We start from the raw sequence: 13,913 nt of genomic DNA, 5'->3' as shown, positions 1-13,913 counted from the left end.
AACATATTTAAAACAGCAAACCCGACAGGTTTCAAAAACCTGTCGGGTTTAATATTTAACGTAAATAAGAATTACAAATTCATTCCGCCAGAAGCTTCAATACGTTGTGCATTTACCCAGCGCGCATCTTCGGTACATAAAAAAGCAACAACGCCGCCAATATCGTCTGGCAAACCAACTCTTCCTAAAGCTGTAATTGAGGCTAAGTTTTTGTTTAATTGTTCATTATCACGAACAACACCGCCGCCAAAATCAGTTTCGATGGCACCCGGAGCGACAACATTGGCTCTGATTTTTCTTTCACCTAATTCTTTTGCCTGATATTTTGTTAACGTCTCTATTGCGCCTTTCATAGAAGCATAAGCTGCATAACCAGGAAATGAAAACCTAGCCAAACCAGTTGAAATATTTACAATTCCGCCGCCGTCGTTCATTATGTTCAGAGCTTTTTGAGTCAAGAAAAACGGACCTTTAAACTGGATATTAGTCAGTTGGTCAAATTCTGCCTCAGTTGTTCCAACAAATGAATTGTGAATTCCGATTCCGGCATTGTTTACTAAAAAATCAAATTTATCAGTATTGAAAGTGTTTTTTAAAGTGGTAGAAACTCCTTCAAAAAAGCCATCAAAAGTTTGTGAATCTCCCACGTTCAATTGAAGAGATGCCGCTTTTTGACCTAAACTTTCGATTTCTTTTACAACAGCGTCTGCTTCGTCTTTTTTACTGTTGTAAGTAATGATAACGTCAAGTCCTTTTTTAGCAATTGCAATTGCCATATTTTTTCCTAAACCTCTGCTTCCTCCTGTAACCAGAGCTATTTTTGTATTTACTGCCATTTTTTATAATTGTTGATTATTAATTGTGAATTGTTGATAGTTTGTTTGTTGTTCTGTCAGTCTGAGCGAAGTCGAAGACCCCGCACAGTGAGTGTGATTTTTTTAAACACATAGAAACATAGATTTTATTTTGATCTAAAAAGATTGTAAAAAGAAACTAGTTTCTAACACATAGCGATGTGGATTTTAGCTGCATTTCTATGTTTGTTTAGATAAAATGAAATGCCTTTTATGTGTTTGCAAAAACTATGTTTCTATGTGTTTAAAAATTAATTTCAGTTACCGTGTAATGCGTTAAATGACGCTTTTAATTCCGGAACGCTTGCGTTTAATCTTGTTTCGCTGGTTCCAAAAGTAAGTTCTTCTTTTCCTTGTTTTATTTGCTCAAAAATGGATAGAATAAAATCACTCACACTCGGATGTGCGTCGTGTAATCCAACTCCGCCAAGATCTGTGTTCAATGCAGGCGGAATAATTTCGATTACTTCGATATTTTTTTCTTTTAATAAATGACGAAGTGAAATTGTAAACGAACGGAAAAATGCTTTTGTAGCCGAATAAACCGGAACTTTTGCAAAAGGTGAAAATGCCAGCCCAGATGTTACATTCATTACCGTTGTTAAAGATTTCAACTCAATAAATAAGGAAGTTAAATGCAGCGGTGCTTCAATATTCGTACTGATTTCTGCTTTCATGCTTTCGTAGAAATCAGCATCTGTAACAGAAACCCATTTTTGAATTCCGGCATTGTTGATTAATACGTTTAAATCAGGATAATTTTCTTGAATCCATTTGTAAAGGGCAACTCTTTCTTCTTCTAAAGATAAGTCGCATACTTTTGTAATTACAGAAGGAAATTTTGCTTTCACTTCGTTTAAAACAGATTCTCTTCTGCCGCAGATAATTACGGTATTGTTTTCCTGAATAAATCGTTCAGTAAGTCCAAGCCCAATTCCGCTTGCACCACCTGTTATTAAAATTTTGTTGTTTGATAAATTCATCTTTTCGATCTTTTAAATTGATAAGACAAAGGTAGGAGTGAAGTAGAGTTGGGGGATTGTAAATATCAAACCGATGTTTGCGAAATTCAAATCAGGTGTTGTGAAATTCCAATTTTTTATCCCGAGGCTTCGGGACCAAATTCCAATTATTACTGGCTCAAATAAAAATTCTCATTTTATGTCATCCTGAGCGAAGTCGAAGGAAACGCCCTATAAGAACATACTGTATGGACTCAGCATGAGATCCTTTGACTTCGCTCAGGAGGACAAGCTTTGTGGGAATCTAAAATCTAAAATCAGCAATCTAAAATAATTATAAAATCTAAAATAATCTAACTCCTAAAAGCCAGCGGCGTTAAAGTAGTTTGTTTTTTAAAAAAGTTAGAAAAATGCGCTAATTCCTCAAAACCAAGAGAATAAGCGATTTCAGAAATATTCCAATCCGTTTGTTTTAAAAGGATTTTCGCTTCGTTTGTCAATCTTGAACTGATTAATTCCGTTGTGGTTTTTCCGGTATTTTCTTTTAAAACCTTATTTAAATGATTAACGTGAACAGATAATCTCGCTGCAAAATCCTTTGCGGTTCTTAATTCTAATCGCTGATGCGGAGATTCTATTGGGAATTGTCTTTCTAATAATTCGGCAAATAAAGAGGAAACTCTCGCTGCAGAATTGTGTTTAGAATAAAGAGCAGTTATGGGCTGTAATTTTTGCCCAAAGTGAATTAATTCAGCCACGTAATTTCGGATTAAATCATATTTATAGATATAATCAGAATTAATTTCTTTTTGTATTTTGTTGAATATCAATGCAACTTCTTCTACTTCTTCATCTGATAATTGAAAAATAGGATAACCGTCTGAAGCAAAAATAGGAAGTTCGTCTAAGTCAATTCCGCTTTTGTTTTTAGATAAAAACTCACTTGTAAAAACGCAAAACTGTCCAGATTGGTTTGTGTCTTGCGGAACGTAATTGTATGGAATTTTTGGTGTTGCAAATAACAATCCTTGTTTTTCTATTTCAATTACTTTGTCGGCGTACTCTGCTTTATTATGACCTCGAATCAAACTTATTTTATAATAAGCTCTTCTGTCATAAGGCATTGTCGGTTTTCCCTGAAGACGTTCTAAAAGTTCTTTAATATCAAAAACATTAAAATGACCAATCTCTTTTTGAATGTCGTTTGGTAATAATAAGTTAGGTTCAACAGTTTCGTCTCCGGTAATATCCTGGTAAAATGAATCTAGGGATTTCATATGTGTGAATTGTAAAATTCAAATATACGAAATTTTTTTGGCCCGCGGATTTTACGGATAAAACAGATTTGCACAGTCATTGCGAGGAACGAAGCAATCTCACTTGCTGAATCAATTTGGTGATTTTTGTTAGTGCGATTGCTTCGTTCCTCGCAATGACAATACTTTGTAAAAAAACTTTGTGTCTTAGTGCCTTCGTGGCAAAACCTCAAAACAAACTACCCTGAACAAACTCTGGCTGTGCATTTCCATTAAATAAAAAAGTATCAATTACAAAAAACTGTTTTTTAACAGGATCAAGTTCTCGAAGTACAATTTCCTTGCATAGAAAATCAATATCGATTGTAGTAAAAAGCTGCGAGGCTATTTTAAGATTTTCAGGCGTTAATTTCCTTCCAATTGACATATGCGGATCGTCGCTTTTTTTCAGCTTTAAAGGTTTTAAAGATTCCTGAATCTTTTTCATAATTGGTTTCAAGACTATTTTTGATTCTTCATTTGGAGCTATATAAAACGCTCCGGCATTGTCATAAGAACCAAAATGATCTAGATGAACCTGAACAGGAGTAAAAGTATCACAAACTTTAACAAGCTTTTGTTTGTATTTATCAATTTCGGATTCGGTAATTGTGAATTCACAAATTGTAATATGTCCAACAGAATTACAGCTGTTGTACCAATCAATTTTACTTTTTAAATAATCCTTCATTGTTTTGACGGAATCAATAACATCTTGTGAAGGATAAATGGCAACAGAATACTTTTTCTCCATTTTTAGGACTTTGAGTTACACAAATTTAGAATTTAAATTGTGCTGTCAAAGCGGTATAAAAATAATCTTTTCCAGAACCGGCTTCTTTTAAAAATGCACCTGCATCAAACCATGCACCTTCTACAGAAACAGTTAAAAAAGGATTTACATTATAATCAAAATTTGTAATTAATTGAGTTCCTATAAAACGTTCGGTTGTGTTATCTCCAGAATATAAAAGCTGCATGTTTGGGGCGTATAATCCGTCGTGAATGGAACTTCTCCAGAAAATATCATAATCGATTCCGAAGCCTAATTTTTCGGTTAAATCTAACGCAATTGACGGATGAATGTCAATTAAGTTTGATGGGCCAATTAAACCGACTAAACCGAAATAAGCACCTTTTGGATACAAAGGATTAAATGTCTGCAATTGATTGTCATTGCTGTTTTTATCTCCGGAAATGAATTCGGTTTTTAAACCAATTTCAGGATTGAATTTTACATTTTCAAAAGTATAAGATGTGTTTGATGAAAGCGTCCACGCCGAGATATTTTGCGAGTCGATTTTTCCGAATTGGTACAAACCTTCAAAATCATATTTCCAGTTTCCTTTTGTTTTCCAAATTCTTGTTCCTATGGAATGTCTGGTTTCTTCGCCAACAGCATTATCAAAAACAGCGTGGTTTTTCCATAAACCTAAATAATACAAATCGATATTTTGAATAAATGGTACTTTATGAAATACCGTATAACTTCCCCAAAGTTTAGCATTGTCATTAAAATCATCGTTGAAAACTCCGGGTTTATTGGCAACAGGATGCGAATAAAAAGCATCCGTCTGCCAATTATTGTTTTTGTAGAATAGTTTCATTCCGTCAAAAGCAATTCGGTTGTTGGGACGTTCGCGAACGCTGACTAAACGCTGCGAACCGTATGCGATTTCCTGTCTTCCAACTCTAAAAGTTAACTGCTGATTTTTATTTTGAATGAAATCAACATCTAAAAATACCTGATGAAAATCAAGTTCGTTTTCATCCACCGGACTCGGATCAATTTTACTGTTTGCCAGACTGCTTTGAAATTCAATAAAAGTTCTGAACCTTCCTAAATGAACATCGGCATTTAGTAAATATCTTGACAATAAATAACCATCGCCGCCAGTGGTTTCATCGCCCCATTTGTCATTAACGGTATAAAAATATTGTTCCCTGATTTCGCCCCCAATTGAGGCGTAATATTTATCGTTTTTCGATAACGGAATATATTTGATTTTCTCGTACCAGTTTTTCGTCGAGTCGGCTTTTAGATATTTGAAATCATCGTCATATCGCAGCTTTTGGAAAACTGGTTTTTGTTGTGCATTTGCAGAAAAAATGATTCCCAAAAGCAACAATAATCGGAATGTATTTTTCATATTAGTTTTTTTGGTAACCTCCAAAGTAATTTACAGGACTCCAATCCGGAATCGCTTTTGGGGTTTCTTTGGCAAAGGTTCTAAATTCATTATCGGCATAAACTACTTTTCCGTTTACGACTGTCAATTTTGATTCTATATTTAAGATTTTTTCTTCAGGAGTTGCGAAATAATCATCAGAAAGAATAGAAAAATCGGCTAGTTTATCTGCTGTCAGCATTCCACGGTCTTTTTCAATATTGATTAATTGTGCGCTTCCGTAAGTGAATAATTTTAAAGCAGTAGTTCTGTCCAGAATATTTTCATCATTCATATATTTTAAACCGCCTAAAGTTTTTCCGGTTGTTAACCAATATAAGCCAACCCACGGATTGTAACTTGCAACACGCGTTCCGTCAGTTCCCATTCCTACTTTAATTCCTAATTCTAATATTTTCTTTAGCGGAACTGTATTTGCAGCCGCCGTTTTTCCGTATCTTTTAATAAAACTTTCGCCCTGATACGCCATTCTATGCTGAATCGCCAATCCGCCGTTTAAAGCTTTGATACGTTTTAAATTTTCTACAGAAACTGTTTCTCCGTGATCAAAGAACCATAAAAGTCCGTTTAAAGGCGTTTCTTTATTAATATCTTCAATTACATTTAAAAATCTTGTAATGCTTTCGTTATAAGTGGCGTGAATTCTAAACGGCCATCTGTTTTTAATTAATAAAGACAAAACTTCTTTTAATTGTCCTTCCATTGCAGGGCTTAATTCTGGTCTTGGTTTATCGAAGTTTTCAAAATCTCCCGCACTCATTACTAAATTTTCTCCTGCACCCTGAACATGATATTCTACTTTATCTGAATGATGATCGTCGTCGCAACCTTCGCCAATTTCAACCGTATTAATCCATTTAGTGTAATCGTTTAGTTCGCTTCCGGCTTTTTGTGCAAACAAATAATACGGCATTCTAATCGTTAAATCACTGTCTTTGCATAAACCATTTGTTACACCGTAATCGTCCGGAAAGTTTTGAAATCCGCCTCCGGCATCCATAATAGCGGTTACGCCAAGACGGTTCATTTCGGTCATAAATTGTTTTATAGAGTTTATTTTTTCTTCTGGAGATAATTCCGGAAGTTTAGAAAGTGTTGAGTATAAAATAAAAGCATTTGGCTCAGCAACTAATAATCCGGTTGGGTTTCCTTCTGGATCTTTTTCAATTAATCCTGCATTTGGGTTTGGCGTATTGGCATCAATTTTTAAAGCTTGTAACCCTGCTTTGTTTAAATAAGCGTGTCCGTATAAGTGAAGAATAAATGTTGGAATCTCGCCTGTTGCTTCGTTGATTTCTGCTAAAGTTGGGAGCCTTTTTTCTTCAAACTGATAGGCATTCCAGCCGCCTACAACGCGAACCCATTGTCCTTTTGGAGTTCTTTGTGCTTGTTCTTTCAACATTGCTAAAGCTTTTTTGAGAGAACGAACACCATCCCAGCGTAATTCGGTATTAAAGAATCTTCCGCCGCGAATAATGTGCATGTGAGAATCGAATATTCCGGGAATAATTACTTTTCCTTTGGCATCGATTACGGTTGTCTTTTTGTCTTTTAATTTTAAGATTTCGCTGTTTTTTCCTGTTTTCAGGATTTTCCCATCGGCGACAGCCATAGCTTCGGCAATCGTATTTTTATTGTCTAGAGTGTGAATTACAGCATGATGAACGATAAGTGTAGCTTTTTTGCCTTGAGCGAAAACTGAAACAGAAAGCAATAAAAGAAAAGCTAATATTTTGAAAGAGAGTTTCATAATAGTGGTATTTAGTTGGTTTTGGGAGAAAAAAAGACTGTGGGGTTACACAGCCTTTCTTTGTTTTTCTGGAAGTATTTTAGTGCGAAATGGCACGCGGATTTTACTGATTTGCTTTGCAAAGACGCGGATTTACACAGATTTTATTTTATAATTAATGATTTAAAAATCCGTTTTATCCGCGCCTTCGCGCTAGCGAATCCGTTTCATCCGCGTTCCATTTACTATTTAGTGTTTCAACATTTCGTGAGCATATTGAACACCTACACCATAAGCGCCACCGTATTTTTTAACTAAATCTGTTACAGGTACATAAGTTTCCTGACGAGCCCAGTCGCGTTGTAATTCTAATAAATATTGTAATGAAGTTACAGGATGTGCACCCGCTTGTACCATACGAGTTACAGCCATTTCGTGTGCTTCTTTAGAAACGTCTCCGCTTGCATCTGTAATTACGTAAACATCATAACCTTCGTTGATTGCTGATAAAACTGGCCCAACAATACAAACGCTTGTCCATAAACCGCCAAAAACGATTTTCTTTTTACCAGTTGCAATAATCGCTTTGCGTGCAGGAGCGTCTTCCCAGGTATTCATTGTAGTACGATCGATATAGTTTGAAGTTTTTTGAGGATAGAATTCTTCAATTTCTCTAAAAACAGGTCCGCTGAATGATTTCTCAGCAACAGTTGTTACAACAGTTGGAACTTTGAATATTTTTGAAGCTCCGGCTACAAGAGCAGTGTTGTTTCTAAGCTGATCGATTGGAATATTGCTTACTGCAAATGCCATTTGGCTTTCGTAATCAATTAGTACTAATGCATGATTTGTTGGATCTAACAATGCAGGACTTGGTTTTTGAGCAAATCCAATAAATGTTACAAATAATAAAGCTGCGGTAAGGATTAATTTTTTCATGATAATGTGATTTTGTTGTTAATTAAAAGGTTTAAAAATATTTTGTATTTGATTTTCAGTGTTTAGCATTCAAATTAAATGCCTTGTTTGTAATGTGTTGATTTTAAAAGGATTTTCAGAAAAGGCAATAGTGATCCTAGCGATATATCGTCAATAAAAATTGGATATTCGTTAATGTATTATCGTAAAGCTTTTAATGAATTTTAAAAGAGAAAAATGCTGGTACCTAAATTTTTCCTTTTAGATGTAATCGGTGGAGAATTTCTGATTTTAATAAACCGCTTCCTCCGCCAAAATGTTCAATTACTTCAACTTCCGGCTGCTGTTTTAAGCAAAATGAAGTAAACTCTTTTTCGACATGATCTTCGATTCCGGAACTCAAAAGAACAACATCGATTTTGTGATTTTGAAAATATTCCTGAGCTTCTTTTTCATTGTTGAAAGAAACTGCGTTCCAATCTTCATATGCGTTTACAAGGCGAAGTAAAATGGCCAGTATGTCTTCGTTTTTTCCGAGTAATAAGAATTCAAGTGTTTTCATTTTTTCTAAGTTTCTGAGGTTCTGAGATGCTAAGATTCTAAGTTTTTTACTTTGAATTTAGTTTTGGCAGAACTTCTAATTTACTTTACAAATTTATTTGTTTTATCATGGCTTCAACTTAATCTAGAATAAGAAGTTACTAAGGTTCTAAGATGCTTAGACTCTAAGTTTTTTCTTTTTCTATTTGGTTTCAGTTTTTGACAGAACTTGTAATCTACTATGCAAATTTATTTGTTTTGTTTTTTCTTCAACTTAATCTAGAACAAGAAAGATTTTTTTAAAGTTTCTAAGATACTGAAGTACTAAGATTCTAAGATTTTTCTTTTTCTATTTGGTTTCAGTTTTTGACAGAACTTGTAATTTACTATGCAAATTTATTTGTTTGATTACGGTTTCAACTTAACCTAGAATAAGAAAGGTTCTAAGCTTTAAAAAAAACTTAGAACCTCAGAATCTTAGCAACTTTAAAAAAAATATACGGGAAACCCGTAATGGGATTTCAAAAGGCTGTATTAGATTTGTCTTGTTGAGATTGAGATAATGATTTACTACCTTTTAAATTATTCCTCAAAGATCTTAACGGTTAAACTGTTTTTGGAGAAACAATTTTTTTAATTTTTAAAAATTTGACATATTCACTTTATCATGGGTAACTTGTAGAAATTTGCAAATAATACAACAGATGTCTAATTTTTTATAGGTTTTTAGATTTGGTTAATTGGTTGGCCTCTTCTAAAAACCTTTTTTTTGTTTCATACTTTTTTGGCTTTAGTTATAGCCGTTTACTTTTAACCATTCCTGGCAGTCTCTTGTCCAATATTTGCTGGTGTCGTTTATGCCTAAACCAAAACCGTGACCACCTTTTTCATATAAATGTAACTCCGCTGTAACACCATTTTTTTTGAGTGCTAAATAATAATCGATACTGTTTTCCGGTAAAACTACGGTATCATCTGTTGCATGAATTAAAAATGCGGGCGGTGTTTTTGTGGTAACTTTCTTTTCGTTTGAAAAGGAATCAATTAAATCTTGTGAAGGATTGTTTCCCAATAAATTAATCTGCGAGCCTTTGTGCGTAATATCATTTTGCATTGAAATTACAGGATAAATTAAAAGAGAAAAATCGGGGCGGGCGCTTACTTTATAAGCAGATTCATAAACTTTATCATCATAATGAGTGGATAGGGTAGCAGCTAAATGTCCGCCTGCAGAAAAGCCTAAAATTCCAATTTTGTTAGGATCAATATTCCATTTTGCAGCATTTTGTCTTACGTAGCGAATCGCTTCCTGAGCGTCTTGCAATGGGCCTACGTTTTTATTTTTCATTACTAAATCACTCGGAAGTCGGTATTTCAATACAAAAGCCGGAATTCCTAAACTATTAAACCATTGCGCCACTTTTGTTCCTTCCTTATCAATAGCCAAATGCTGATATCCTCCGCCGGGAAGAATAATTACAGCAGTCTGATTTGGTTTTGTTACATTCGGGAAAAACGTCGTTAAAGTTGGAATTGTAACTAAACTGGTACTTTGAACTTTTCCGTCAGTTATGACTTCTTTTTCTTTATAATCTGGTGCTTTAATTTCATCCGGAATTTTATTCCAAAGCGGAATTACCTGATTCTGCGCTTTTATATTGAATAATACTCCTGTAAAAAGAATAAAACTAAATACAGTTTTTCTAAAATATTGTTTTTTTGAATTTTTCAATGTTAAATTTAATTAGTTGTTTTACAATTGTTTACTTGTTTAGTCGGGCAGATTTATAAATTTGAATAAATGAAAGGTAATTAAAAACAATTTCATGAGGATTAAATCCCGGGACAATTTTACCCCTAAATACGGATAAATTTCACCTATTGGCTTTTAACAAATATATTAGTTAATGTGTAATTTTGAGTTCTTTTTTTTATGCAATGTCTTAAATTTGGTGCTGAAAATAATTTTATATATAATTTATTTGGAATATAAATATAAAAAATTAAATTTGTGCAATCGATTACATTATTGCAATCCTATAATTTTAATCTCTTGATTCTAATGTGTTTAAATTATGCATTTGTATACGGATCTTAAAATTAAATAATCTAACTATAATAACCACAATCATGAGTCAAACCGATGCTGTTACAGTAAATCAAACTATTAAATCCGCAGGAAAATATCGTTGGAGTATATGTGCGCTTTTGTTTTTTGCAACCACCATTAATTACCTCGACAGACAAGTTCTTTCGTTAACCTGGAGTGATTTTATTGCGCCTGAGTTTCATTGGACAAATAACGATTACGGAAACATTACTGCGTTGTTTTCTATTTTTTATGCTGTTTCATTATTGTTTGCAGGACGATTTGTAGATTGGTTAGATACTAAAAAAGGGTTTCTTTGGGCTATTGGGATTTGGTCTGTAGGAGCCTGTTTACACGCTTTTTGCGGAATTGCAACTTCGGGAATTATAACTGGCAACTGGTTTGTTGGTTTTGAAGGATCAAAAGAAATAATCAGCGGTTTAAGCGATACTGGAAAAGTAATTAATGTAAGTGTTACATTGTTCATTTTCGCCCGTTTTATCTTAGCCGTTGGTGAAGCAGGGAACTTTCCTGCAGCAATTAAAACCACTGCCGAATATTTTCCTAAAAAAGACCGTGCCTTTTCTACCAGTATTTTTAACGCCGGTGCAACAGTTGGTGCATTGGCAGCTCCAATTTCAATTCCTTTTATCGCAGAATCATTTGGATGGGAAATGGCATTTATTATCATCGGGGCATTAGGTTTTATCTGGATGGGATTCTGGATTTTTATGTACGATAAACCAGAAAAACATAAAAGAGTAAGTGCAGAGGAATTAGCTTATATTCAGCAAGATGATATTGCAGACAGTAAATTAGTAGGTTACGTTCCAGAAACAACTTCAAAAGTATCTTTTATAGAATGTTTAAAATTCAAACAAACCTGGGCTTTTGCTTTTGGTAAATTTATGACAGATGGTGTTTGGTGGTTCTTTTTATTTTGGACTCCGGCTTATTTAAGTTCTGTATACCACATGGATTCTACAGAAGCTGCATTGCCATTATTCGTTTTGTATATGATTACTTTACTATCGATTATTGGTGGATGGCTTCCAACTTATTTTGTGGAAAAGAAAGGAATGAACCCTTACGAAGGAAGAATGAGAGCGATGCTGATTTTTGCATTTTTTCCACTATTAGCTTTAGTCGCACAGCCTTTAGGATATATCAGTTATTGGGTTCCTATCATTATTATCGGAATCGCTGGTGCAGCACACCAATCGTGGTCTGCAAATATATTTACAACGGTTGGAGATATGTTTCCTAAAAAAGCAATTGCAACCATTACAGGAATTGGAGGTTTAGCAGGAGGTTTAGGTTCGACTTTGATTAATAAAGGTTCAGGATTATTGTTTGATTATACACATAAAACATTGACAACCGTAAATGGACAGCCGTTTTTAGAGAAATTCCCACAATTTGTAACTCAGCCTATTCCGGAAACTTTCTTTAAAGAATTAGAGAAAAGCGGTGCCGTAATTTCTGATGGAATCAATACAGGCTATATGATTATTTTCTCGATTTGTGCGGTTTGTTATTTAATTGGCTGGACAGTAATGAAAACTTTAGTTCCTAAGTATAGTCCAATTACAAATCTGTAATTTAGCATTATTGAAATATTTTTTAGTTGGAATTATGCTTTTTTCAATATAAAAAATTAAATTTGTGCAATCGATTACATTAAAATAAAATTATGACAAAATATAGCTCAAGATACGCGTCAAGCCCAGAAGCAGTTAAAAAATACGACACACAGCAGTTAAGAGAAGAATTCTTAATTGATGATTTAATGCAGGAAGATGAAGTTGTATTGGTTTATTCGCATTACGACAGATACATTGCAGGTTCTGCAGTTCCTGTAAAAGGCGATTTAGCGCTGGAAACAATCGATCCGCTTAAAGCGCCGTATTTTTTAGAAAGAAGAGAAATAGGAATTATTAATGTTGGAGGAAGCGGTTCTGTAGTAGTCGAAGGAACATCTTATAAACTTGGTTTTAAAGATGCCTTATACATTGGAAGCGGTAATAAAGAAGTAATCTTCAAAAGTGCTGACAGCAAAAACCCGGCTAAATTTTACATCAATTCTGCACCGGCTCACACGACTTACCCAACGGTAAAAGTAAGTTTGGCAGAAGCAAATAAATTAGAATTGGGTACAATGGAAACGGCGAATCACCGTACAGTAAACCAAATGATTATTGGAAGTGTTGTAACAACCTGCCAATTACAAATGGGAATGACGGAATTAAGACCAGGAAGTGTTTGGAATACAATGCCGGCACACGTTCACGATCGCAGAATGGAAGTTTATTTTTATTTAGATATTCCGGAAAATCAGGCCGTTTGTCACTTTATGGGACAGCCGCAGGAAACAAGACACATCTGGATTAACAATCATCAGGCAGTAATTTCTCCGCCTTGGTCAATTCACTCAGGATCAGGAACCAGCAACTATACTTTTATCTGGGGAATGGCGGGTGAAAACCTAGATTACGGAGATATGGATGTTTGTAAAATCACTGATTTAAGATAAAAAATGACAAACTTATTTGACATAAAAGGAAAAGTTGCCCTTATTACAGGAAGTACACACGGACTGGGAATGGCAATGGCAAAAGGACTTGGAGAAGCCGGAGCAACAATTGTGGTAAACGGAAATTCATCTCAACAAAAAATTGACGATGCTGTAGCGGCACTTAAAAGTGAAGGAATCAATGCGGTTGGTTATAAATTTAATGTAACCGAAGAGCAGGAAGTAAAAGCTGCAGTTGCCAAAATTGAAAGCGAAGTTGGACCAATCGATATTTTAATTAACAACGCAGGAATTATTAAAAGAATTCCGCTTCTTGAAATGGAAGTTGCTGATTTTAGAGAAGTAATCGATATTGATTTAGTAAGTCCGTTTATTGTTTCTAAGCATGTGGCAAAAGGAATGATTGAAAGAAGACAAGGGAAAATCATCAACATTTGCTCGATGATGAGTGAGTTGGGAAGAAATACAGTTTCGGCATATGCTGCTGCAAAAGGCGGTTTAAAAATGCTGACGAAAAACATGGCAACAGAATGGGCAAAATACAATGTGCAGATCAACGGAATCGGGCCGGGATATTTTGCAACAGAACAAACAAAACCAATTAGAGTTGACGGACATCCGTTTAACGATTTTATCATTAGCAGAACTCCTGCTGCAAAATGGGGAGACCCAGGTGATTTAGCCGGAGCAGCAATATTTTTATCCTCAAAAGCGAGTGATTTTGTAAACGGTCACATTTTATATGTTGACGGCGGAATCCTGGCGACAATAGGAAAACCTTCAAACGAAGAATAATTCTCAAAA

General features: G+C 34.6%; 12 protein-coding genes. 3 read left to right on the top strand and 9 right to left on the bottom strand.

All coding sequences use genetic code 11. The annotated features are described in order from the left end of the window. Nucleotides 1–71 precede the first annotated feature (71 nt). The 9 genes from FLAPXU55_RS04300 to FLAPXU55_RS04260 form a co-directional block, all read right to left on the bottom strand. Complete coding sequence (locus FLAPXU55_RS04300) at nucleotides 72–836, bottom strand: SDR family oxidoreductase (protein ID WP_180856733.1); 765 nt, start codon at nucleotides 834–836, stop codon at nucleotides 72–74. Nucleotides 837–1,111: 275 nt separating this feature from the next. Further along, the gene (locus FLAPXU55_RS04295) at nucleotides 1,112–1,837 is read right to left on the bottom strand and encodes an SDR family oxidoreductase (protein ID WP_180856732.1); all 726 of its coding nucleotides are present in this window, start codon (nucleotides 1,835–1,837) and stop codon (nucleotides 1,112–1,114) included. A 332-nt stretch (nucleotides 1,838–2,169) separates the two neighbouring features. Further along, the gene (locus tag FLAPXU55_RS04290) at nucleotides 2,170–3,093 is read right to left on the bottom strand and encodes a helix-turn-helix domain-containing protein (RefSeq protein ID WP_180856731.1); all 924 of its coding nucleotides are present in this window, start codon (nucleotides 3,091–3,093) and stop codon (nucleotides 2,170–2,172) included. Nucleotides 3,094–3,301: 208 nt separating this feature from the next. After that, on the bottom strand, nucleotides 3,302–3,865 hold the full coding sequence (locus FLAPXU55_RS04285) for a 2'-5' RNA ligase family protein (RefSeq protein WP_180856730.1): 564 nt from the start codon (nucleotides 3,863–3,865) through the stop codon (nucleotides 3,302–3,304). 25 nt (nucleotides 3,866–3,890) lie between these two features. After that, nucleotides 3,891–5,261 (bottom strand): alginate export family protein, encoded by a 1,371-nt coding sequence (locus tag FLAPXU55_RS04280; protein ID WP_180856729.1) that lies wholly within the window; start codon nucleotides 5,259–5,261, stop codon nucleotides 3,891–3,893. 1 nt (nucleotide 5,262) lies between these two features. Next, complete coding sequence (locus tag FLAPXU55_RS04275; protein ID WP_180856728.1) at nucleotides 5,263–7,050, bottom strand: amidohydrolase; 1,788 nt, start codon at nucleotides 7,048–7,050, stop codon at nucleotides 5,263–5,265. A 228-nt stretch (nucleotides 7,051–7,278) separates the two neighbouring features. Beyond that, nucleotides 7,279–7,968 carry a hydrolase gene (locus tag FLAPXU55_RS04270; RefSeq protein WP_180856727.1) on the bottom strand — a complete coding sequence of 230 codons (690 nt, stop codon included), beginning with the start codon at nucleotides 7,966–7,968 and terminating at the stop codon, nucleotides 7,279–7,281. 226 nt (nucleotides 7,969–8,194) lie between these two features. Beyond that, nucleotides 8,195–8,509, bottom strand: coding sequence for a hypothetical protein (locus FLAPXU55_RS04265; protein WP_053472007.1), 315 nt, complete (start codon nucleotides 8,507–8,509; stop codon nucleotides 8,195–8,197). 768 nt (nucleotides 8,510–9,277) lie between these two features. Continuing rightward, nucleotides 9,278–10,219 (bottom strand): alpha/beta hydrolase, encoded by a 942-nt coding sequence (locus tag FLAPXU55_RS04260; RefSeq protein ID WP_180856726.1) that lies wholly within the window; start codon nucleotides 10,217–10,219, stop codon nucleotides 9,278–9,280. Nucleotides 10,220–10,617: 398 nt separating this feature from the next. Between FLAPXU55_RS04260 and FLAPXU55_RS04255 the strand changes: the two genes are divergently transcribed. The 3 genes from FLAPXU55_RS04255 (at nucleotide 10,618) to FLAPXU55_RS04245 (ending at nucleotide 13,904) form a co-directional block, all read left to right on the top strand. After that, the gene (locus tag FLAPXU55_RS04255; RefSeq protein ID WP_180856725.1) at nucleotides 10,618–12,177 is read left to right on the top strand and encodes an MFS transporter; all 1,560 of its coding nucleotides are present in this window, start codon (nucleotides 10,618–10,620) and stop codon (nucleotides 12,175–12,177) included. A gap of 92 nt (nucleotides 12,178–12,269) precedes the next feature. Beyond that, nucleotides 12,270–13,109, top strand: coding sequence for a 5-dehydro-4-deoxy-D-glucuronate isomerase (kduI, locus tag FLAPXU55_RS04250; RefSeq protein WP_180856724.1), 840 nt, complete (start codon nucleotides 12,270–12,272; stop codon nucleotides 13,107–13,109). A gap of 3 nt (nucleotides 13,110–13,112) precedes the next feature. Further along, entirely contained in the window at nucleotides 13,113–13,904 is a 792-nt protein-coding gene (locus tag FLAPXU55_RS04245) for a gluconate 5-dehydrogenase (protein ID WP_180856723.1), read from the top strand. Nucleotides 13,905–13,913: the final 9 nt, after the last annotated feature.

The organism is Flavobacterium panici, assembly GCF_903819335.1.
Taxonomy (GTDB): Bacteria; Bacteroidota; Bacteroidia; order Flavobacteriales; family Flavobacteriaceae; genus Flavobacterium; species Flavobacterium panici.
Note: the sequence above shows the minus strand (reverse complement) of the source record. Positions and strands in the feature narration are given on the sequence as shown.